This window comes from Geomonas anaerohicana (assembly GCF_016458305.1).
GTDB classification, from domain to species: Bacteria; Desulfobacterota; Desulfuromonadia; order Geobacterales; family Geobacteraceae; genus Geomonas; species Geomonas anaerohicana.
The window spans coordinates 56,024-78,068 of the sequence record NZ_JAEMHL010000009.1; the positions used below are offsets into that span (position 1 = coordinate 56,024).

Below are 22,045 nucleotides of genomic sequence, written 5' to 3' on the forward strand. Positions count from 1 at the left end.
CCACAAATAATCTTCCCGGCATCTTCACATGATCAGCCGAACCACGCCTGCCGCAGCAGCTTGATCCCCTCGGCGATTTCTTCCGCAGAGAGGCCGCCGAAGCCGATCATGATCAGGTTCTCCGGGGCCGCGGCCGGGTTCTGCCAGAACTGCCGCGTGGGTGTCACCTTGACCTGGTACGCCGCCGCCCGCGCCACCATCGCTTCCTGCGTCTCGCCGGTGAAATGCTCCAAAAGGACGTGCAACCCGGCGTGGGACCCGTAGATGCGCACCCGGTCCCCCATCTCCCTCTGTATCGACTGCACCAGCACTTCGTGCTTCTTCTTGTTCACCAGGCAGACCTTGCGCAGGTGCCGGTCCCAGTGCCCGCCGGACAAGAGGCTGGCGGCGACGTACTGCTGCAGCCTCGGCACGGTGCACTTGTAGCGCTCGAAGACGGTGTGATACCGGGCCAGGAGCCATTGCGGCAGCACCATGTACCCCATGCGCAGCCCCGGCGCGAACGCCTTGGAAAAGGTCCCGAGGTAAATGACGCGTTCCTGGCAGTCGATTGACTGCAGGGCCGGGATGGGCCGGGTGCGGTAGCGGAACTCGCTGTCGTAATCGTCCTCGATGATGACGCCTCCGCTTTGCTCCGCCCACTGCAGCAGCCGCATGCGGTGCTGGATGGGCATCACCACGCCGGTCGGGAGCTGGTGCGAGGGGGTCACATAGGCGAGCCGCGCCCCGCTTTTCTTCAGTTCCGCCGGGTCGATCCCCGACTCCCCCACCGGGATCGGGAGCACCCGGTAACCGTGGTTGCCGAAAATGACCCTGGTGAAGTCGTAACCGGGCTCCTCCATGCCAAGGATGCGCTCCTCCGGCGGAAACAGCAGGCAGATCATCATGGCTAGGTCCTGGAGTCCGGCGCCGACGACGATCTGCCCCGACGAGCATTTGACACCTCTCGACTGGCGCAGGTATTTCGCCAGCTCCCGCCGCAGTTGCAGTTCCCCCTGTTTATCCCCGTAGTAGGCGATGGAATCGACCTTGAGCGAGGTCAGCACCTCGTTGTTCAGGCGCCGCCACAGCGCATGCGGGAAGGAGTGCGGATCGAAGTCGCCGTAAGAGAAGTTGTATTTCACCGGTTTGCCCTGCACCGGCACCGGTTCCTCCGCATCCGTGCCTGTCCCGCTTACCGCAAGGAACTCCGACTCGTCGCCCTCGCCCGTGATGCAGGGAAAATTCAGCAGGTCCTCCTGGAGATCCTGCACCACGTAACCCGATCCGTGCCGCCCCTCCACGTACCCCTCGATGCAGAGCTGGTCGTAGGCCGCCTCCACCGTGTTGCGCGCAATGGATAAATTTTTCGCCAGATCCCTGGTCGATGTCAGCCGGCTCCCCTTCTCGTATTCGCCGGTGATGATGTTCTGTTTCAGCTGCTCATAAAGCTGCTGGTACAAAGGCTTTTTTGACTCGGGATTGAGGTAGATCATGGCGTTCCTCTCTCAGCGCGCTCACCTGAAGCAAAAAACTGTAAACGAAGTGTATCCATAAAATTTCTAAAATGTGGCCCTTCACAAGGATACTGTTTGAGTCCTATCCTTACACCAGATCGACAGCGGTGTAAATACTCACCCACCACAGGAGGACATTATGAAAGGTCTCAGAGCACATCTCCTCACAGTCATGACCATTATCGCCACCGCGCTTGTAGCTGCGTCTCCCCTGACTGCTACTGCCGCAGAACCCGGCGCCGCAGGCAAGGCCACCCATAAAACAGCTGCACCTGAACAGGCGGAACGGATGGAACTGAAAATCGGCTGGGTGACCATCGCCAACGACGGCTCTCTGCACGTCGAGTTCACCGCCAAAGACGGCAACGGCAAAGCGATCACGGGACTGACCCGGGACGACATCGCCGCGGTATCTTTCGGGCGGCTTGGTTACGAGGACGAGGTGGGGCTGAGGACGGTAGTCGGCCAACCGAACAAGATCTGGCTGAGCTACCTGGAAAAGCGCCGCGAGGGGCAGGGCGTTGAGCGGAACCGGGGCGTGGTCGCACTTGGGGCCAAGGATCGCCTGACGGAAGAAGGGGACGGCAGCTACAGCCTCGATGTCAAAAGGCCGGCGCGGCTGCTGACCAAGTTCAGCTATGAGCCCACGGCTGAAACCGGCGTCATGCTGAGGATCGCGAGAGATGGCGGTGCGGAAGGGCGCGACTCGTACTTCTGGCGCCCGGCGCTGGCGAAGAGGATTGAAGTTCCGAAGATGCTGGCCCGCAGATAAAGGTAAAGGAAGGGGAGTAAAGGGGGACAGGCACCTTACGGAGCCAGTCCCCTCCCGGAACCCTGCCTGGTCTTTCTCCGCTCCAGTTCGTGGTCGATGCAGTTCAGCACCTCGAACTTGGCGAGCGACCAGAGCGGCGCGACCAGGTCCTTCCTGTTGCCGTCTCCGGTCAGACGCTGCACCACGATGTTGGGGTCGAGCCGCTCCAGGAAGTCGCAGACCAGCCCGACGTAGCTGTCGCGATCCAGAAGCGGCACCTCCCCTGCCTGGTACAGCTCGGCCAAGCGGGTGCCGCGCATCACGTGCAGGAGATGGACCTTGACCCCGTCCACGCCGGCCTGATTGAGAAACTCGGCACCGGAAAGCATCTCCTCGCGGCTTTCCCCCGGGAGTCCCAGGATGATATGGGCGCAGACCCGGATGCCGCGCTTTTGACACTCCGCGACGGCGGCGCTGAAAGAGGCGAGGTCATGGCCGCGGTTGATGGCGGAGAGGGTGCGATCCAGCGGCGACTGGAGGCCCAGTTCCAGCCAGAAGTAGCAGCGCCGGGCGTACTCGGCGAGCAGGTCGAGGGTTTCGGTCGGGAGGCAGTCCGGGCGAGTGCCGACGATAAGGCCCACCACGTCCGGCACGGAAAGCGCCTCGTCGTAGAGCCGGCGCAGCTGTTCCACCGGCGCGTAGGTGTTGGAGTAGGACTGGAAGTAGGCGATGAAGCGGGAAGCCTTGTACTTTCGGACCATGACCTCCTTGGCGTGCTCCAGTTGTTCGGCGACACCTACCCCTTGCAGGATGCCGTAGGAGCCCGAGCCCTTGCCGCCGCAGAAGATGCACCCTTCCGTGCCGACGCTGCCGTCGCGGTTCGGGCAGGTGAATCCCGCGTCCACCGACAGCCGCTGCACCTTGCAGCCGAACACCCTCTTCAGCTCTTCAGAAAATGCGTTGTAGCGCTGCATGAAATCTCCTCGGCATCTCTTCTAACATATAGCGGCCCGATGGATCAATGACGCTGCGTCTCCTGTCCACTGTAGCGGCGAATAATCATTCGCCCACGTCATTTCGTGGATCCGTCCGCTTCTCGTTCCCGCCCCCGGAGGGGGAGGGACAGGGAGGGGGTGCAGCGGTTCGTTCCCCCCTCCCAGCCTCCCCCCTCCGGGGGGGAGGGGCTAGCCCCGACCTTACCCTGCCTTTTCAGTTGCCTCCCCCACCCAAACCCTGTATCTTCAACCGGGTCATGCAAAAGTACTTTTCAGCTCTCGCCATCGAGCAGCTCCGCAATGCAATCGCAGAAGCAAACGGCAACGAAGTCTTCTTTTTGGGTCGCACCGACGAGGCGCGCATCGTCGTAACCGTGGAGCCGCTGGCGCGCGGCAACAAGGACGCCGTCCCCGCCATCATGATCGCCTGTTCCTTCGGCGACGTGGTCATCCACAACCACCCCTCCGGCAACCTCAACCCTTCGCAACCCGATATCGAGATCGCCTCACTCCTGGGCAACCAGGGGGTCGGCTTCTACATCGTCAACAACGATGCCTCCCGCGCCAACCAGGTGGTCGCGCCCTTCGCGCGCAAGGTGGTGGAGCGCCTCTCTTATCCCGAGGTCGAACATTTCTACGCGCCCGACGGCGTGCTGGCCCAGGCCCTGCCGGGCTACGAGCACCGCCCCGAGCAAAGCAGAATGGCACTCAACCTTTCGGAAGCCTTCAACGAGGAGAAGGTCGCCATCGTCGAGGCGGGAACCGGTACCGGCAAGTCGCTGGCCTATCTCCTTCCCGCCGCCCTCTGGTCGGTGCGCAACAAGGAGCGGGTGGTCATCTCCACCAACACCATCAACCTGCAGGAGCAGCTGATCCAGAAGGACATCCCGTTCTTGCAGCAGCACGCAGGGGTGCAGTTCCGGGCTGTGCTGGTCAAGGGCCGCGGCAACTACCTCTGCCTGAGGAAGCTGCGCGTGAACGCGGCCGACGCCTCGCTCTTCAAGGACGATACCGCCCAGGAGCTGGACGCCATTGTCGCCTGGAGCAAAAAGACCGAGGACGGCTGTCGCGGGGACCTGGCCTTCATCCCCAAGGATGAAGTCTGGGAAGAGCTCTGCTGCGAGTCGGACCAGTGCGGAAGGGTGAAGTGTGCGGAGTACCCGCGCTGCTTCTTCTACAAGGCCCGGCGCGAGGCGGCCGGCGCCGACCTCCTGGTGGTGAACCACGCCCTGCTCCTCGCCGACCTCTCGGTACGCCAGGAGACCGGCTACGACGCCACGGCCATCCTCCCCCCCTTCCACCGGCTCATCTTCGACGAGGGGCATCACCTCGAGGATGTCGCCACCAACTTCCTCTCCAGCCAGGTCAGCCGGCTGGGGCTGGTCAAGCTTCTGGGCAAACTGCAGCACCCCAGGAAAGCGCACCGCGGCGTGCTGCCGCAGCTTTCCACCCAGCTCTCCGCCGCCGTGCCGGAATCGCAGGACGACCTCTACCTGGAGATCGCGGAAGTCCTGGAAGGGCGCCTGATCCCGAGGAGGGTCGCGGTGCTGGAGGCGGTGACCCGAGGCATGGACCAGATCGGCGAGGCGCTGTTCAGGAAGCTGAAGAAGGATGGAGTCGAACAGAAGCTGCGGGTGACGCCGGCCATTTACAACACTCCGCTCTGGCAGGAGGTGACGCCGCACATCGAGCACATGGCCAAGGAACTCTCGGACTACGCCCTTGCCATGCAGGCGTTCCTGAAGGGGTGCGAGAAGCTTTCCGACAAGGTGCTGGAGAAGCTGTCCGGGCCGCTCACCGACCTTAGGGGGGTGAAAGGGAGGATCGAGTGCGCGGTCGACGCACTGAGGTTCTTCATGGCCCGCGAGGACGAGTTCTGCCGCTGGTTCGAGTTGAGAAAGGGCCCCCTGGTGAAGCTCTGCTGCTCACCGCTGGAGGTGGCGGAGTCGATCAAGAAGGCGATCCTCGATCGCTTCAAGACCGTGGTGCTCACCTCGGCCACGCTGGCCATCGGGGAAAAGTTCGACTTTTTGAAGCACCGCACCGGAATAGAGCTGCTCGCCAAGGATCGGGTCAGCGAGCTTTTGCTCCCCTCTCCCTTCGACTACGCGCACCAGGCGCTGGTGGCGGTCCCCGCCGACATGCCCGAGCCGACCTCGCCCATGTTCGAGGCCCGGCTGTGCAGCCACCTTTTGGACGCGCTCAAGATTTCCCAGGGGCGCGCCTTCGTGCTCTTCACTTCCTACGACCTGCTGGTCCGGGTCTTCAACCGCCTGGCCGAGCCGCTCAAGGCCGCCGGCCTCACCCCGATGCGCCAGGGGGAGACCAATCGCCACATGCTCCTCTCCAAGTTCCGCAACTCGCTCAACCCGGTGCTGTTCGGTACCGATTCCTTCTGGGAGGGGGTGGACGTGCAGGGGCGGGGACTGGAACTGGTCGTGATCACCCGCCTCCCCTTCCGGGTCCCAACCGAGCCTATCCTGGAGGCGAGGAGCGAGCACATCACCGCCAAGGGGGGCGATCCCTTCATGAGCTACACGGTGCCCCAGGCGGTGATCAAGTTCAAGCAGGGCTTCGGGAGGCTGATCCGGAGCAAGGAGGACCGCGGGGCAGTATTGATCCTGGACTCGAGGGTACTGACCAAGAACTACGGCAAGATATTCCTCACCGCGCTCCACGGGGTCACCGTCCTGAAAGCGCCGGAAGAAGAAATCTGTCGCCGGCTCGAATCCTTCTTCGCACCGAACTAGGAAGTCCACTCCCTATCTGCAGTTCACGCAGCGGAACTGCGAGACCTCACGTCCCCCCCTTTACGCAGAGGATACCAAGGGGTTTTGCGCTGAGGACCATGCTTCCAAATCCCCCCTGTCCCCCCTTCGCAAAGGGGGGAACTCTAGTTCGCGCGCAGCTGTTACGCGCCAACATATTCCACTTTGCCGAACTTGTATGATGAATCTGCCGCAACGGGAGGAGGGACCAAGCAGCCTCTCTCGTAAAATCCCACGCCTAAGGTCATTTCCCCTTGAAAACATGTTAGCAGCCGGCACTACGTCCCCCCCTTTTGCGAAGGGGGGACAGGGGGGATTTTGCCCCACGTACCATCTCCAAAAAAATGGGGCCGACTTCCCGGTCGGCCCCTTTATCACAACCTCCGCGTTGACCCATTCACAACGCGTCGAATAACAAATCCGCCAGGCGGAACTACACCTTTTCGATCTTAGCCTTGCCACGCAACTCTTCGACGTAAGCCGCCAGCATGCCCCGGATCTTCTCGCGCTTTATGTTCCCGGCGATGGTGTTTTTGACATCTTCGTAGCGCTCCGTCGCCGGCGGCAGCTTCTGCTCCACCTTGATCACGTGATACCCGAGCGGAGTCTCCACCACGTCGCTAATCTCGCCGGCCTTGAGTGCAAAAGCCGCCTTCTCGAAAGGAGGCAGGCTTTGTCCCTTGCCGATAATGCCGAGGCTCCCCCCCTGCTCCTTGGTGGGCGAAGTCGACTCCTTCTTGGCCACCAAGGCGAAGGCTTCGCCCCCCTTGACCCGCTTCAACACTGCCAGCGCCTTATCCTTAGCCTGCTGCTTCGCTTCCGCGTTGGCGCCCTTGGCAACCCCGATCAGGATGTGACTCACCTTGATCCGGTCCCCCTGGGTGAACTGTTTCAGCTTGTTGTCCTCGTAGTACTTGCGCACCTCTGCCTCAGACACATCCGTCTTGCCGGCAAATCGCTGCACAATCAGGTTGTTGATCACGATATCCTTGCGCGCCGCCTCCTCCAGTTCCTTTTGGGTCATCCCCACCGATTGCAGCGCCTTGTCGAACTCTGCCTGGGAAGGGTACTGGTACTTGCTCTGGACGATGCGGGTGGTCACCTGCTTGTCGAGGTCCTTGATCTCCAGCTTCATCCCCGCCTGGTAGAGCAACTCGGCAGCGGTCAACTGGTTCAGTGCCGCGTCGGTCGCCTTCTTGAGCTGGTCCGGCGGCAACTGTTTGGGATCGGCCTGCCCGACGAGGGCTTTGACGGTACGGTCCAGTTCCGCGCGGGTGATGGGGGCGCCGTTCACCTTCTCCACGGCGGCCTGGGGAGAGTTCTTGGCAGGCCCGCCTGTGCAGGCTGCCAGCGCCAGCAGCGACAGGGCTGCCGCCGAACGGGTCATCTTATGTAAAGAAAGCATGTCAACTCCTTTAAAAGCGAGGCTAAGATCGAGGTTAAGGTTGAGTGGAAAGCGTTTCCGTTCTCAACCTCACCCTTGACCTAACCTGCTTCTCAACTGTTTCTTTATCGCTTCGCCACCTGCACCTGCACACCCTTCACCTTGCCGATCTCGCTCAGGATACGGAGCGCGGTCGTGGTGGAGTCGGGAGTGGAACCGTACCCTTCCAGGGGGCCAAACCCGCCGTTCACCTTGATGTACAGCCGCTTCATGAAGTTGAAGGCCAGCGCCTTGTCGACGCGGTTACCTGCATTGATCTCCTTCAAGGCGCGGATGGTGTAGAGTTGCTCGTCGAGGTCCGGACGCTCCTTGCTCTTCTTGTCGAGATACGGTGTGCTCTCCAGGTACTGCAGCGCACTTTTGGCGGTCGGGGCATCCATGCCCGACAAGGCGTTGAGGATGTACGCGGCCATGTAGGTGCTGCGTGCGTTGGGGCGGCCGGGACCCTTTTCCGGGCCGAAGCCTCCCTCCTTCTTGGCGAATCCTTTTACGTATTCAAGGGTCTTGCCCCGATCCACCGCATCCAGCCCGTTCACAGCCTTCAGCACGTGTAACGCGTAGTAGGTTGTCGCAAGCGAGGATTTCCTGGCATCAGTGGAAAAACCGAAGCCGCCGTCATGGTTTTTCAAGGAAGCGGCAAAGGCCTTGACCTTGTTGCGGTCGATGGCGTTGCCGGCGTCAAGCAGCGCCAGGGTTTCCAGGGCGATGTCGGTGTAGAGGATGGAGGAGGTCTTGCTGGACTTGTCCGGCGTGAAGCCGCCGTCTTTTTGCTGGGCAAGCTTGGCTGCCAGGATGATGGCATTCTGCCTGCCGGTATCTATCTTCTCTCCCATGGCAAGGAGCGTGTAGACGTAATCGTTGGCGATCACAGTGGCGACCGGGAAATCCGGGCGTCCCTCCATCTCGCGGATGAAGGCGTTGGTTTTCTTGAAGTCAAACTCGGCGCTTTTCGCTTTGGGCTGTCTGGCTTTTTCCTTGGCCAGGGCGGGAGCTGCCAAAGCGGCGACCACGGTAAGCGCGGCCGCTATGCGTAGGATGTTGTTGGCAATGTACATGGTCGTACTCCGTATGGATATGAATGGGCTTTTTGGGGAAAGGGGGGAGGATTTCCTCCCCCCCGGAATTGCAATTACGTTGTCTTACTGATGCGGCGGAACGCCCCAGGTCGAGGTTTTGCCCGAGTGGCAGAAGACGCAGACGCCAAGAGCGTAGGTCTTGTCTTTGCCGGCGGGGAAGCTGTAGCTGGTGCTACCCTGCAGGGTGGACAGCTGGGTGTTGTCCAGGGTCATGGTCGACGGAGCCTCGGCATGAGCGGAGCCGTGGCAGGTCTGGCACTTGATGCTCCCTTTGTGACCCCGGCCGTTGATGAACTTGCCGAACAGGGTCGGGCTGGTCGGGTACACGGTGCCACCCACGATGTTGGTGGCGTGGCAGGCGAAGGCCGGGGTGGCCCCGGCACTTGCCGAGGTGCAGGACGGCAGGGTGGAGGCTTTCCACGGTTGGGTCAGCTGGCCGGCAGCGGTACGCTGGTTCAGGTTGCCATGGCAGTCGACACACCAGAGGGTTGTCTTAGCCTTGTGAGAACCGCGGTAGCAGTTGACGTTGTTGCCCGGGTGGCAGTCGTAGCAGTTGGTGGCAACGTTGGCGTCGTACTGGGTCAGAACCTTGCTGCTCTGGCTGTGGAAGCGGTGCAGAACGTCGGAGAAGGAATACTGGGAAACCTTGACGTCAGCCTTGGTGAAGGTGGCGCCCGCCATGATCACGTAGTTGGGCCATACGTTGGCGAGGCCCGGTGCTGCGCTCTCGCCCATCGCCGGATCCCAGTGGCACCAGGAGCAGCGGATCGGGCCAGAAGTGCCGTCGCCGGTCGGGTCAAGGTAGTTGAAGTCGATCTTGCTGGAGTTCATGCCGTGCATCTTGCCGAGATAGGCGAAGGAGCCGGTCGGGGTTGCCGGGTAGCCGTTGGCGGAAGCAAGCGACAGGTGGCAGGAGCAGCAGCCGCCGAAGGCAACCGGGGTCACGGTGCTGGTCTGTGCCAGGATGGTGCCGGAGCTGTTCTTCACGTACACGTTGGTCATCGGGTACGGGTTGCGGTTCGCGCCGCCAAGAGGGTCGGTCATGACATTTTTCGCGGAGTTGGCGTCAATTAGCGGGTACGCCGGAATGCCGACCGCGGTCCAGTCCTTCAGGTTGCTGTCGTAGGTCATGTTGCCGGAGATGCCGTTGCCGGCGATGCCCTGAACTTTGCCGCCGACGACCGGCACAAAGCCCGGGAACAGCTTCGGCGAATAGGTGATCCACTGCTGGAAGTAGGAGTCAGCCTGCAGGGTGGACTCGGTATTGTCGGCCATGCCGTAGCTTACCGTGACACCGTAGGTGCCGGCGTTGGTCGAATCGATGATGACGGGGTCATTGCCGCCGTACCCCAGGACCTGGGCCCTTACCGTGTTGAACGGGGGGAGGAGCAGGAACCCGGCAAAAGTCGGGCAGGCGCAATGCATACCAAGATCATTCCACGCAACGACCTTGTAGGAGCTAGGGGCTCCGGTCTTGCCTGCAAATGCCGGAGCGACGACAACCGTCAGGGCTGCTGCGGTAAGGGCCAGCGCGGGTACAAGTTTTTTCAATCTCATGCCTTGTGTTACCTCCTTTTTCGTGTAAAACCATTTTTCCCTCTAGGGGGAACTCCCGGCTTGGCCTAGGGTGGGTACCTCACTCGGCGTAACCGGTTGCTTCCGTTGTCCGCACCCGGTATGCGGACGGCGCTGATATTAGCAGGGAGCATGCCAGCATCAAAAAGGCTTCTAACCCCGTGTATAATTGACCACCGAGCGTTTCGGGTATCGTTCATTAATGTGGGGCATAGCACCCATTCCCCCCGCCCCCGCACCCATCCAGAGCCATTTCTCCCAGAGCATAACCACCCAGCCCGGTGAGGCTTTACCCCTAACAGCCTGTACCAGCACCCTCAAAGCGAGGGGTACCGCCAGAGGGCGGGTGATGACATAAAGGTTTGATTACGAGGGAAGATCTCATGCAAATGGCCGGGCAGGCGATTTGCTGGTGGTTCTTTGGCACCCCTTGTGCTACTAGATGGCGGCGATGATAGTCCGGAGGTGATGGTTCAGGAGTGAAAATGCTTGGTTCGGCAGGGTTGAAGCTTTGGGTCGTAGTGGCGACCCTGGGGGTGTGCTCATCGTTCACCGTGCCTGCTCATGGGGCGGCTTGCAGGGAGGAGGTCGTAATCGGTCAGCCGATGGCGGAGGTTGCGGCCCAGTGTCCGCAGCCGACACTGAAGGAGCACCGCGACCTTTGGGAAGAGCGGTTTGAGGGGAAAAAGACGACGCGCAGTACCACGTCCTACGACGAGTGGATTTTCGATACCGGGCCGCAGGAGTTCATGCTGAGCCTGGTCTTTCTGAACGGGAAACTGACGGAGGTACGCAACCTGGGCTACGGCAGCATGCGCGACCCGATGATGCCGGAATGCCGCAACGGCGAGGGGTTGGCGCTGGGTGACACCATAGTGGATGCCTACCTGAAGTGTGGCGAGCCCCTGGCGCGCGAAAAGCGCGGCGACAAGATGGTGGTGTCCGTGGAGGGAGAGGTGACCAAGCGCACCTCGATGGCCATCGAGGAATGGACCTATCGCTATGGCCCCGATCTTCCCGGCTATACCCTGCGTTTCGAGAACGGCGTGGCTACCGACATCCGTCCGCGGGAGTTCGGCAAGTAGCGCGCGGGGCCGGTTCCGCTTACTGCTGGATCCCCCGCGCCACCGTTACCGCCACCACCGCGGCGACCTCCGCCTCGTGCAGCGCGTCGGCACAGGCACCGAGCGTGCTTCCCGTGGTGAACACGTCGTCCACCAAGAGCACCCGCTTCCCCGCCAACGCCTTCGGATCCCGCACCCCGAAGGCCCCCTTTACGTTGGTCACCCTTTCGCCGGCATCCAGCGTCGTCTGGGGCTCGGTCCAGCGCAGCCGGCGCAGGTTCCCCACCACTTGCGGCACTTTCAGCTTTTTCCCCAGCACCTCGCCAAGCAATTGCGATTGGTTGTAGCCGCGCTGTCTGAGCCTTTTGCGATGCAGCGGCACCGGCACCACGCACTCCGGCTTCGCCTCACCCAGGAACTGTTCCAGCCTTTGATAGGCCAGCAGCCCAAGCGGATCGGCAAGATGGAGTTTGCCTCCGTACTTGAAGCGATGGATCAGTTCCTGGAGCGGACCGGCAAGGACAGCCACCGAGCGGCAAGTATGGAAAGGGTGATGGGACAGGCAGGCGCCGCAGGTATGGTCATGGCCATCGCCGGTGGCAAACGGGGCGCCGCAGCGGGTGCACAAGGGCGAGGTGAGGAAAGCGATTTTGCCGAGGCAATCGGCGCAGATGAAGGGGTGGGGCGGAGTTCCCTCCGCCCCGGTCGCAGGTAAGGCCCCTTTGCAGGCGTGGCACAAAGGAGGAAAAAGCAGATCGATCAGAGGGCGCAAGAACATGACAACCCCGAAGAAACAAACCCGTTCAACGTTCAACGTTCAACGTTCGACGTTAGGAACGCCCCTTGCCCCTTGCATGAAGTCCGCGCTGCATCTGTCCTATGCCATCAGCACGGAAGGTCCTGGTTTTGACATAGAACGTTGAACGTTGAACGGCTTCTGCTTCTCTAAAGTCCCATATCCTCGTTGACCACCAGCACCCTGATATCGGTGTTCCTCGGCTTCTTCTCGATGATGGTGGTCACGCGGCAGATGCGCTGCGGCGAGTTGCAGTCGGAACAGAAGCCGGTGGTGGTGCAGGGGGTGGAGAGATTCAGCCTCTTGGCGTTGGGCGGCGAGGCGTAGGTCCTGATGCGCTGCACCGCGTCCTCGATGCTGCCATCCACGAGCTTGTTGCGTCCCACCACCACGATCACCTTCTGCGGCCCGAAGAACATGGCGGCGGCGCGGTTGCCGTTGCCGTCGATGTTGACCAGCACGCCGGAGAGGGTTACCGCGTTGCTCCCGGTCAGAAAGAGATCGCAGGTAAGCTGCCGCCTGGTGATGGCCAGCTTCTCCTCGGGGGAAAGCCCTGGCAGACCGTGGTTCAGGATCTCCTTCCCCATCCCCTTCAGCTTGTCGGAGAGCTTCAGGTCCGCGATGGAAAGCGAGCCGCCGAAGCCGACGCTCTGCGCCTGGGCCGCCTCGTTGACGATGTAGTGGAACACCTCTTCGCCGTTATGGCAGTAGAGCGCGTCGAAACCATTCTTCTTCAGGTTCTCCACTGCCTTTTGGCATTTGTGGGCGAAGGCCCAGTTGTTCAACTCTTCGGTATTGCTCATGTATCCTCCAATGACCCGTAGGTGATTACTGTTACGCCGATGCCGAAAACAAGTTCGACTCCGGTGAGAGCGTCCCCGCCCCCGGAGGGGGAGGGACAGGGAGGGGGTCCGACTCAAGCTATGCCCCCCTCCCGACCTCCCCCCTCCGGGGGGAGGAGATGGACGTGCGGGGCCTTCTCCCAGAGGTAGAAGGTATCATTTTCCCCCTCGCCCCCCGGGAGAGGGGCAGGGGTGAGGGCGCCTGCCACCGGGAAGATCTCGGCGCTACCTCTGCGCCAGGTACTCCTTCTCATACGGCCAGCACTCGCCCATAAAACCGATCAGGTGGCTCATGCGCTCCTTGAAGCCAAGGCGGAACGGGTCCTGCTCCGGGAAGGAGCGTTTCTCGCGCACGCTGTCGCAAAGGTCTTTGCCCAAGGCTCGGGCCTTCTGGAACAGCGCCTCCTGGTCCGGGAACATGCGCGGACCGGCACCGGGAGAACCGATGCTGCCGACGTTCTGGGCCCCCATCGCGTTCACGATGCGCTGCATGTATTCAAGCGGCTCTTCGTCCCCGCCACCGCCGGAGGTCTCCACCAGCGCCGAATACTTCCCTTCCAGCGCGGTGAGGTGGATGAGCCCGTTGCAGCGGTCCAGGAATGCCTTCAACTGCGCGGTGATGCTCAACAGGTAGTTGGGGGTCGCCAGGATGAAAGCGTCCGCCGCCAGCAGCTTGTCCTTGATGGTCTCGTACTCGTCCTTCACCGGGCAGATGCCGACCTTGTGGCAGGCATCGCAGGCCAGGCAAGGTTTGATGGGAGTCTCCGAAAGCGAAACGATCTCGATGTCGGCGCCCGCCTGCACCGCGCCGGCCAGAACCTCTTCCAGAAGCCGTCCCGTGGTGCCGTTCATGCCGCGGGGGCTGCCGTTAATTGCCAGAATTTTCATGCAGTTCTCCTATCGTGGGTCCCCCCTCCCAGCCTCCCCCCTCCAGGGGGAGGAGCTATGGGCGGATGCCCATTGCTGATGAGTGCGCCGCAGCGTCCCCTCCCCCGGAGGGGGAGGGACAGGGAGGGGGATGTTTTGCTACTTCGCCAGCAAACTCTTCCCGGTCATCTCGGCGGGCTGCGGCAGGCCGAGCAGCTCCAGCATGGTCGGGGCGAGGTCGGCGAGGACGCCGGCCCTCAGCTTGACACCCTTCCTCGCGTCATCCACCAGCACCACCGGCGCCATGTCGCAGGTGTGCGCCGTGTGCGGTCCGCCCTGATCGTCCTGCATCATCTCGGCGTTGCCGTGGTCGGCGGTGATGATGGTGATGCCGCCCTTGGCGCGCACCTTCTCCACCAGCTTGCCCACGCACTCGTCCACCGCCTCGACCGCCTTGACGGCGGCGGAGAAGATGCCGGTATGGCCAACCATGTCGGCGTTGGCGAAGTTGAGGATGATGACGTCGTACTTGTCCTCGTCCAGCCGCTTCATGAGCTCTTCGGTGACCAGGTATGCGCTCATCTCCGGCTTCTGGTCGTAGGTGGCGACCTCCTTGGGAGACGGAATCAGGGCGCGGTCTTCACCGGGAAAGGACTCCTCCCTGCCACCGTTGAAGAAGAAGGTGACATGGGCGTACTTCTCGGTCTCCGCAATTCTCAGCTGGGTCAATCCCGCGTTGCTGATCACTTCCGGGAAGATGTTGACCAGTTCCTCCGGGCCGAAGGCCACCGGAAGACCGAAGGTTTCGTCGTAAGTGGTCATGCAGACGTAGGAGGAAAGCTTCGGCCACACCTCTCTCTGGAATCCGTTGAACTGCGGATCCGTGAAGGCGCGGGTGATCTCGCGGGCGCGGTCGGAGCGGAAGTTGAAAAAGATGAAGGCGTCGCCGTCGGAAAGTCTCCCGACCGGCTCGCCCCCGGCCATGATCACGCTGGGGAGCACGAATTCGTCGGTGACCCCGTCGGCATAGCTCTGCTTCATGGCGGCCTCCGCGCTGGCAAACGGGTTCCCCTCGCCCAGCACCATGGCCCGGTAGGCCTTCTCCACCCTGTCCCAGCGGTTGTCGCGGTCCATGGCGTAGTAGCGCCCGATCACCGTGGCGATCTTACCGAAGCCGATCCGGGCGATCTCGTTTTCCAGGTTGCTGATATAGTCGGCGCCGCTCTGGGGCGGGGTGTCGCGACCATCCATGAGGCAGTGTACGAAGACCTGCGCCACTCCCTGCTTTTTAGCCATCTCGATCAGCGCGTAGAGGTGAGTGTCGTGCGAATGCACGCCGCCGTCGGAGAGAAGTCCGGCCAGGTGCAGCCTGCCGCTCCCCGCCTTCGCCTTGGCCATGCAGTCGAGCAGTGCGGGGTTGGTGAAGAAATCACCGTCGTCGATCGACTTGCTGATCCTGGTCAGGTCCTGGTAGACCACGCGGCCGGCACCTATGTTGGTGTGACCGACCTCCGAGTTACCCATCTGGCCGGAAGGTAGCCCGACCGCGAGCCCGGAGCCGTCGATCTGGCCGGAAGGGTAATCGGCAGTGAGCCGGTTCATGTTGGGTGTCTTTGCCTGGGCGACGGCGTTGGCTTCCTGTTCGGGGTTGATCCCCCAACCGTCGAGGATCATCAAGAGCAGAGGCTTTTTCGGCATGGCATTTCTCCCTCATTAGAAGTATTAGACCCAATTAAAAAAGGTGAAGCAGAACGTCTTCACCTTTAAAACAATCATTTACCTACTCATGATGGTACGGCTCACCGTTAATGATGGTGAAGCCGCGGTAGATCTGCTCCAGCAGGAAGACCCTCACCATCTGGTGGGTGAGCGTCATGCGGGAGAGCGAAATGGTCTTGAAAGCCTGGGCCCGGAAGCTGTCCGTGAAGCCGTAGGCCCCGCCGATGGCGAAGACCAGGTCCTGGGTTCCCTGGTCGCGGTTCTTGGACAGGAAGGAGGCGAGTTCCGGGGAACTCATCTGCTCCCCCCTCTCGTCCAGGAGCACCAGCTTCCCCCCTTTGGGGATCAGCTTGGCGAGGCGCTCGCATTCCCGCTCCCGCATGGTAGCGGCCTGCGCCCCCTTTTCCTCGCGGGCCTCCAGGATCTCCAGCGGTGCGTACCGCTTCACCCTCCCCGCGTACTCTTCGATGCCGGTGCGGACCCAGCTCTCCTGGGTCTTGCCGACCCAAAGGAGCTTCAGTCTCATTTCTCTTTATGCTCCCAGAGGTATTCCTCGGGGATCTCGATCTGCGGGGCGCGGCTCCAGAGGTCGTCCAGGTTGTAGATCTTGCGCACGTCCTCCTGGAACAGGTGCACGATGACGTCGCCGTAGTCGACCACCACCCAGCGCCCCTCGTCGTACCCTTCGGTGTCGATGGCCTGGTCGATCGGCTTGAGCCCCTGCTTGACCGAGTCGGCCATGGCCTGCACCTGGCGGTCGGAGCGCCCGGTGGCGAGCACCAGGTAGTCGGCGATGCTGGAGATGTTCTTGATCTCGAGCACCTTGACGTCGAGCGCCTTCTTGTCCAGGGCGAAAGCCGCACATTTCACGGCGCGTTCAACGGCCGGAATCATTACTTCCTTATCTTGCATCAACGTATAACCCTTGTTCCTTTATGTAGTGTTCGACGACCTCGGGAAGGAGATACCTGATCGAACGGCCGGCTTTGACGAGCTGCCGGATATGGCTGGATGAGATGTCGAGCAGCACACCGTCCAGCGCGTAGACACAGTGCCCCGAACCGTGGTTCAGGCGTTTAGCCGCCGAATCATAGCAGAACTCCCCACTCATGGCAACAGGGAGGGCCTGGGCGAGACTGGCGATGGTTGAGCCGGGACGCTGCACGCTGATGATGTTGCACAGGCCGAAGATGGCTTGGTACTGGTGCCAGGTGGAGATGTCGTTGAACGAGTCCGCCCCCACGATGAAGAAGAGTTCGTCCTCCGGGTGCTCCGCGTGCAGCTGGCGCAGAGTGTCCACCGAATAGGAGCGTCCGCCGCGCACCGCCTCCATGTCGGAGACCTCGAAAGAGGGGTTGCCGGCGACCGCCAGGCGCACCATCTCCAGACGGCTGGCGAAGGAGAGTTCCCCCACCTGCGGCTTGTGCGGTGGTGTGGCAGCCGGGATGAACACGACCCGGTCCAGTTGGAACAGGTCGCGCGCCTCCTCGGCTATGCGCAGGTGCGCGTTATGGATGGGGTTGAAGGTCCCCCCCAGTATCCCCGTTTTCATTGCTATTGACGCTCCGGTTGTGACAAGGACGAGGCTTTAACGCAAAGCCGCCAAGGCGCCGAGGCGCAAGGATGTAGACCCGACTTCTTTTGGTTTTCTTCGCGCCTTCGCGGCTTTGCGTTAAGGCTTTTGCCTTAGGGCCTCACCTGTCCGGCGCCGTACACGATGAATTTGGTCGTGGTCAGGTCGGTGAGCCCCATCGGGCCGAACGAGTGCAGCTTGGTGGTGGAGATGCCGATCTCCGCACCCAGCCCCAGCTGGTTGCCATCGGAGAAGCGGGTCGAGGCATTGACCATGACCACGCCGGAATTGACTTCACGGATGAAGCGCTGGGCGTTGCCGTAGTCCCCGGTGATGATGGACTCGGTATGCAGCGAGCAGTAGCGGTTGATGTGGTCGATGGCGGCATCGAGCCCGTCCACCACGCGAGCGGCCAGGATCAGCTCCAGGTACTCGGCGTACCAGTCCTCCTCGGTGGCCGGCACGGCCTGCGGCGCGAAGCTGCGGAAGGTCTCGTCGCCCCGGATCTCCACCTTTTGTGCGTCCAGCGCCTCATAGATGAAGGGGACGAAACTCTCGGCGATGTCCTTGTGGATCAGCAGCGTCTCCAGGGCGTTGCAGACGCCGGGGCGCTGCACCTTGGCGTTGATGATGATCTCGCGCGCCATCTCGAAGTCGGCGGAGGCGTCCACGAAGATGTGGCAGACCCCCTTGTAGTGCTTGATGACCGGGATCTTGGAGTTCTCCACCACGAAGCGGATCAGGCTCTCGCCTCCCCTGGGAATGATCACGTCGATGAACTCTTCCTGCTTGAGCATCTCGGTGACTCCTTCGCGTTCGGTGAACGGGATCAGGGAGAGTGCCGCCGCGGGGATATTGCGCTTGGCCAACTCGCCCTTTAAGACGGTGGCAATGGCCAGGTTGGAGTGGATTGCCTCGGAGCCGCCACGCAGCACCACCGCGTTGCCGCTCTTCAGGCACAGGGCGGCCGCGTCGGAGGTGACGTTGGGGCGGGACTCGTAGATGATGCCGATCACCCCCAGCGGGATGCGCATCTTGCCGACCATGAGGTCGTTGGGGCGCTTCCACATGCCGGTCACCTCACCCACCGGATCGGGGAGCGCTGCCACCTCGCGGATGGCGTCGGCCATCCCCTTGATGCGCGCCTCGTTCAGCATGAGGCGGTCCAGCATGGCGGAGGAGAGTCCCCGCTCCTTGCCGGCCGCGAGGTCCTTCTTGTTCTCGGCGATGATCTCTTCGGCGTTGTTAACCAGCCCCTGCGCCATGTCCAGCAGGAGCTCGTTCTTAACGGCGGAAGAGAGTTTCGCCATGGCGAAGGAAGCCTGCCGGGCCTCGGCTGCGATGGTGCGGATCTGTTCGGCGACTGACATGTGTACCTCCAACGGTTTAAGGCTGTGCTGCTGTGAGAGCCCGACCCTCTCCCGGAGGGCGAGGGGGCTCACGTTCCTTCCCCCTCTGGGGGAAGGTGCCCCGCAGGGGCGGATGAGGGCGCTACCGCGAGCACGTGGCTTGCGGTGCGGTTAGAGAAGAACCAGATTGTCCCGGTGGATGACGTCGTCGCCATAGCGGAAGCCGAGAATCTGCTCGATCTCGTTGCTCTTGTGGCGGCTGATCTTCTCGATCTCCTGGCTGGAGTAGTCCACGATGCCGCGCGCAAATTCGACCCCGTCCGGGTCCACGATCCGGACACAGGCGCCGCGATCGAAGCGCCCCTCCACCTTGGCTATCCCGGAAGGGAGCAGGCTCTTGCCATGGGTGGCCAGCGCGCCCCGGGCGCCGGCGTCAACCACGAGGCTCCCGGCCGGCTTGATGGTGAAAGCGATCCAGTGCTTGCGCCGGTTCAGCGATTCTCCGGCAGGCAGGAACAGGGTCCCGAGCAGTTCGCCGCTCATGACCCGGGCCAGGTTGCCGTCCCCTTTGCCGGCGAAGATGATGGCGGCAACGCCTGACTTCACCACCTTCTTGGCGGCAGCAAGCTTGGTCGCCATGCCTCCGGTACCGACGTTGGTGCCGCTCCCCCCCGCGCCGCGCTCCATCTCGCGGGTCACCGCGCCCACCTGGTGGATCAGGGTGGCGTTCGGGTCGGTGCGCGGGTCGGCGGTGTAGAGGCCGTCGATGTCGGTCATGATCAAGAGAAGCTGCGCCTCGACCAGGTTGGTGACCAGCGCGGAGAGGTTGTCGTTGTCCCCGAACTTCAGCTCATCTACGACGACGGTGTCGTTCTCGTTGATCACCGGCACGATGCCGCAGGAGAGCAGCGTGTCCAGGGTGCCGCGGGCATTCTGGAAGCGTCGCCGGTTGGCGAGGTCGTCGCGGGTCAAGAGGATCTGGGCGACCTTGAGATCATAGCCGGAGAAGGCTTCCTCGTAGGCACGCATCAGGCGCGATTGGCCGATGGCGGCCGCCGCCTGCTTCTGCGGCAGGGTCTTCGGCCGGTCCGGCAGACCGAGCGCCGGGCGCCCCGCCGCCACGGCACCGGAGGAAACCACGACTACCTCGATCCCGCGGGCGCGCAGCCCGGCAATTTGCGAGGCGAGCCCGTCCAGGAACGCGGGATCGATGCCGTTATCCTCGCAGGTCAAGACGCCGGAGCCGATCTTAACCACGATTCTCTTTACCTTTTTGAGCAGTTCCTTACGCATAACGGATTCCGTCTATTTGTTTAGTAAAGGTAAGGATACTAACACGTTTCCCCACCTGTGGCAATTTTCTTAAGAAGCCGGAGCCGTCAAACTCATTGACAAAGGCTGGTCCGAACTTTAGACTGGGGCCCACTTCGAGGTGACTGTTGCTGAACAAAGAGCTCTGGAAAAAAAGGATCTATGGCATCCTATCGCTGGACAGCCATCCCGGGCACATCGCCGCCGGTTTCGCCGTCGGCGTCTTTATCAGCTTCACCCCGTTCTTCGGCCTCCACACTCCCCTCGCCATCGCGGCAGCCTTTCTCCTAAGACTCAACAAACTGACCTGCATCACCGGGGCCTGGGTCAACACCCCCATCACCGTGGTCCCCATCCTCGGCGTGAGCTATAAGCTCGGCGCCTTCCTGCGTGGGCGCCCCATCAAGGACCTTCCCATTTCCGGCGGCTTGGAGTGGCACAACCTGGAACGCTACGCGAAGTCCCTGATCCTCGGCTCCTCCATCCTCGGCTTTTTCGCTGCCGTCATCGCCTACTTCCTCTGCTACTACCTCGTCATCCGCTTCCGCGCCAAGGACGCCGCCCAGGCTGAACTGGCCAAGGAGATGTCCGAGGTGGGTGAAGAACTGGAGTAGATCGCAAAAAAAATCGGGGACAGTCCGCAGACCGCCCCCGACCTATTCCCGATGTCTCCCCCCAGTTACTTACCCAGGAATGGCGACAACACCATATAGCTGACAAAACCGACGAAGCCCGAAGCCGGGATGGTGATCACCCATGCCGTGACGATGCGGTAGGCAACGCCCCAGTTCACCGCCGAGATCCTCTTGGTCAGGCCGACCCCGAGGATGGAGGAGGTGATCACGTGCGTGGTACTGGTGGGAAGGCCCATGGCCGAAGCGCCCAGAATGACCGCTGCCGAAGCGGTCTCGACGCAGAAGCCGTGCACCGGCTGCAGTTTCACGAAGTCGTGGCCGACCGTCTTGATGATCCTCCAGCCGCCGGCGGCGGTGCCCAGGCCCATGGCGATGGCGCAGGACATCTTGACCCAGTTGGGGACATCAAAGGTGGCAATGGAGCCGTAGCTGACCAGCGCCATGGTGATGACACCCATCGACTTCTGGGCATCGGCGGTGCCGTGGGAGAAGGCCATCACCGCGGCGGAGAGAATCTGCAGCTTGCGGAACACCTTGTTCAGGTTGTAAGGCGCCTTGTTCCTGAACGCCCACATCATGCCGACCATGAACATGAAGCCGAAGAAGGCACCGACGATGGGCGACACGATCAAGACGGTGATGATCTTCTTGAGACCCGCCCAGTGCAGCGCGCCGCTGCCGGCGTGGGCCACGACCGACCCCACCAGTCCGCCGATAATGGCGTGCGACGAGGAGGAAGGCAGGCCGTAATACCAGGTGATCAGGTTCCAGATGATGGCGCCCAGGATGCCGGCCAGCACCACCATCTGCGTAATGCTGCTGGCGTCGACGATCCCCTTGCCGATGGTCGCCGCAACCTTGGTGGAGATCATCGCACCGATGAAGTTCAGGCCCGCGGCCATGAAGATCGCCGTCCTGACGGTGAGCGCGCGGGTGGACACGCAGGTCGCGATGGCATTCGCGGTATCGTGGAAGCCGTTGATGTAGTCGAACAGCAGGGCCGCGCCGATGACGGCCACCAGCAGGACCAGTGTGACCTCAGGCATTTTTTACCACCACGCTTTCCAGGATGTTCGCGGCATCCTCGCACTTGTCGGTTGCAGTCTCCAGCGTCTCGTAAATCTCTTTCCACTTGATGAGCTGGATCGGGTCCTTCTCCTCGGCGAAAAGACGGCTGATCGCCTCGCGGCAGACGCGGTCCGCCTCGTTCTCAAGGGCGTTCACCTCGATGCAGTAGGCGCTGATCGGCTCCAGCTTGCCCCCGAGGACGGCAACGGTCTTGTCGATGGTCTGGCAGGATTTCAGGATCAGGAAGGCGAGTTCCTTGGATTCCGGCGTCGGCTTCTGCACGTTGTACATGACGAAGCGCTGTGCGGAGGCGTCGATCAGGTCGAGGATGTCGTCCAGCGCGGCGGAGAGGGCGTAGATGTCCTCACGGTCGAAGGGGGTGATGAAGCTCTTGTTCAGCTTCTTGATGATATCGTGGGTGATGGTGTCGCCCTTGTGCTCGACGTCCTTTATCTTGCGCTGGCTGGCCACAGGATCGTCAAAGTTGTCCAGCATGTCCTTCAGGAGTTGAGCTCCTTCGATGATGTTGTGGGACATTTCCCTGAACATGGCGAAAAACTTTTCATCTTTTGGCATCAACCCAAACATTTAGTCCCTCCAAAGTCCCGGCCGCGGGCCGGCATCTAGTTGCAAACTGTGGAGATATAACATATCCCCGGGAAATATAAAACCATGAAATAAGTAATTCGTCCAAACTAATTAGGGGGATGCTGTTT

At 61.8% G+C, this 22,045-nt stretch carries 20 protein-coding genes; 4 read left to right on the forward strand and 16 right to left on the reverse strand.

Features of this window, described 5'->3' with window-relative positions; all coding sequences use genetic code 11:
* Positions 1–32: 32 nt before the first annotated feature.
* A complete protein-coding gene (pdxR, locus tag JFN91_RS15950; protein WP_199390187.1) occupies positions 33–1,475 on the reverse strand; it encodes a MocR-like pyridoxine biosynthesis transcription factor PdxR in 1,443 nt (480 codons plus the stop codon).
* A 160-nt stretch (positions 1,476–1,635) separates the two neighbouring features.
* Here pdxR and JFN91_RS15955 point away from each other — a divergent pair, with 160 nt between their 5' ends.
* Complete coding sequence (locus JFN91_RS15955; protein ID WP_199390188.1) at positions 1,636–2,268, forward strand: hypothetical protein; 633 nt, start codon at positions 1,636–1,638, stop codon at positions 2,266–2,268.
* Between the two features lie 35 nt (positions 2,269–2,303).
* On the opposite strand, the gene JFN91_RS15960 is transcribed toward JFN91_RS15955, so the two are convergent.
* Positions 2,304–3,221, reverse strand: coding sequence for a TIGR01212 family radical SAM protein (locus JFN91_RS15960; RefSeq protein ID WP_199390189.1), 918 nt, complete (start codon positions 3,219–3,221; stop codon positions 2,304–2,306).
* A gap of 278 nt (positions 3,222–3,499) precedes the next feature.
* On the opposite strand from JFN91_RS15960, the gene JFN91_RS15965 reads away from it, so the two are divergent.
* A complete protein-coding gene (locus JFN91_RS15965) occupies positions 3,500–5,992 on the forward strand; it encodes a helicase C-terminal domain-containing protein (RefSeq protein ID WP_199390190.1) in 2,493 nt (830 codons plus the stop codon).
* Between the two features lie 451 nt (positions 5,993–6,443).
* Here JFN91_RS15965 and JFN91_RS15970 read toward each other — a convergent pair whose 3' ends face one another.
* The 3 genes from JFN91_RS15970 to JFN91_RS15980 form a co-directional block, all read right to left on the reverse strand.
* The gene (locus JFN91_RS15970) at positions 6,444–7,415 is read right to left on the reverse strand and encodes a peptidylprolyl isomerase (protein ID WP_199390191.1); all 972 of its coding nucleotides are present in this window, start codon (positions 7,413–7,415) and stop codon (positions 6,444–6,446) included.
* Positions 7,416–7,519: 104 nt separating this feature from the next.
* Entirely contained in the window at positions 7,520–8,509 is a 990-nt protein-coding gene (locus JFN91_RS15975) for a prenyltransferase/squalene oxidase repeat-containing protein (RefSeq protein ID WP_199390192.1), read from the reverse strand.
* Between the two features lie 84 nt (positions 8,510–8,593).
* Positions 8,594–10,087, reverse strand: a complete 1,494-nt coding sequence (locus JFN91_RS15980; protein ID WP_199390193.1) for a hypothetical protein — start codon at positions 10,085–10,087, stop codon at positions 8,594–8,596.
* Between the two features lie 503 nt (positions 10,088–10,590).
* Between JFN91_RS15980 and JFN91_RS15985 the strand changes: the two genes are divergently transcribed.
* Positions 10,591–11,190 carry a DUF2845 domain-containing protein gene (locus JFN91_RS15985; RefSeq protein WP_199390194.1) on the forward strand — a complete coding sequence of 200 codons (600 nt, stop codon included), beginning with the start codon at positions 10,591–10,593 and terminating at the stop codon, positions 11,188–11,190.
* Positions 11,191–11,209: 19 nt separating this feature from the next.
* Here the strand turns inward: JFN91_RS15985 and JFN91_RS15990 are convergent, their stop codons facing one another.
* The 9 genes from JFN91_RS15990 to proB all read right to left on the reverse strand — a co-directional run bounded on the left by JFN91_RS15990 (position 11,210) and on the right by proB (position 19,608).
* The gene (locus tag JFN91_RS15990) at positions 11,210–11,947 is read right to left on the reverse strand and encodes a ComF family protein (protein ID WP_199390195.1); all 738 of its coding nucleotides are present in this window, start codon (positions 11,945–11,947) and stop codon (positions 11,210–11,212) included.
* A gap of 167 nt (positions 11,948–12,114) precedes the next feature.
* Positions 12,115–12,768 carry a lactate utilization protein gene (locus JFN91_RS15995; protein ID WP_199390196.1) on the reverse strand — a complete coding sequence of 218 codons (654 nt, stop codon included), beginning with the start codon at positions 12,766–12,768 and terminating at the stop codon, positions 12,115–12,117.
* A 264-nt stretch (positions 12,769–13,032) separates the two neighbouring features.
* Positions 13,033–13,695 carry a flavodoxin family protein gene (locus JFN91_RS16000; RefSeq protein WP_199390197.1) on the reverse strand — a complete coding sequence of 221 codons (663 nt, stop codon included), beginning with the start codon at positions 13,693–13,695 and terminating at the stop codon, positions 13,033–13,035.
* Positions 13,696–13,833: 138 nt separating this feature from the next.
* Positions 13,834–15,372, reverse strand: coding sequence for a 2,3-bisphosphoglycerate-independent phosphoglycerate mutase (gene gpmI, locus JFN91_RS16005; RefSeq protein ID WP_199390198.1), 1,539 nt, complete (start codon positions 15,370–15,372; stop codon positions 13,834–13,836).
* Between the two features lie 82 nt (positions 15,373–15,454).
* Positions 15,455–15,919, reverse strand: a complete 465-nt coding sequence (locus JFN91_RS16010) for a 23S rRNA (pseudouridine(1915)-N(3))-methyltransferase RlmH (protein ID WP_183350076.1) — start codon at positions 15,917–15,919, stop codon at positions 15,455–15,457.
* The gene (rsfS, locus tag JFN91_RS16015; protein WP_199390199.1) at positions 15,916–16,305 is read right to left on the reverse strand and encodes a ribosome silencing factor; all 390 of its coding nucleotides are present in this window, start codon (positions 16,303–16,305) and stop codon (positions 15,916–15,918) included. Before rsfS ends, JFN91_RS16010 begins: the two co-directional genes overlap by 4 nt.
* Positions 16,295–16,945, reverse strand: a complete 651-nt coding sequence (nadD, locus tag JFN91_RS16020) for a nicotinate-nucleotide adenylyltransferase (RefSeq protein WP_199390200.1) — start codon at positions 16,943–16,945, stop codon at positions 16,295–16,297. The genes rsfS and nadD overlap by 11 nt, the downstream gene beginning before the upstream one ends.
* Before the next feature lie 134 nt (positions 16,946–17,079).
* Complete coding sequence (locus JFN91_RS16025; protein WP_199390201.1) at positions 17,080–18,336, reverse strand: glutamate-5-semialdehyde dehydrogenase; 1,257 nt, start codon at positions 18,334–18,336, stop codon at positions 17,080–17,082.
* Between the two features lie 150 nt (positions 18,337–18,486).
* Positions 18,487–19,608: a glutamate 5-kinase gene (gene proB, locus JFN91_RS16030; RefSeq protein ID WP_199390202.1), complete on the reverse strand. Its 1,122-nt coding sequence runs from the start codon at positions 19,606–19,608 to the stop codon at positions 18,487–18,489.
* A 146-nt stretch (positions 19,609–19,754) separates the two neighbouring features.
* Between proB and JFN91_RS16035 the strand changes: the two genes are divergently transcribed.
* Complete coding sequence (locus JFN91_RS16035) at positions 19,755–20,240, forward strand: DUF2062 domain-containing protein (protein ID WP_199390203.1); 486 nt, start codon at positions 19,755–19,757, stop codon at positions 20,238–20,240.
* Between the two features lie 65 nt (positions 20,241–20,305).
* Here JFN91_RS16035 and JFN91_RS16040 read toward each other — a convergent pair whose 3' ends face one another.
* Both JFN91_RS16040 and JFN91_RS16045 read right to left on the reverse strand, forming a co-directional pair.
* Complete coding sequence (locus JFN91_RS16040; RefSeq protein ID WP_199390204.1) at positions 20,306–21,307, reverse strand: inorganic phosphate transporter; 1,002 nt, start codon at positions 21,305–21,307, stop codon at positions 20,306–20,308.
* Positions 21,300–21,917 (reverse strand): DUF47 domain-containing protein, encoded by a 618-nt coding sequence (locus tag JFN91_RS16045; protein WP_199390205.1) that lies wholly within the window; start codon positions 21,915–21,917, stop codon positions 21,300–21,302. The genes JFN91_RS16040 and JFN91_RS16045 overlap by 8 nt, the downstream gene beginning before the upstream one ends.
* Positions 21,918–22,045: the final 128 nt, after the last annotated feature.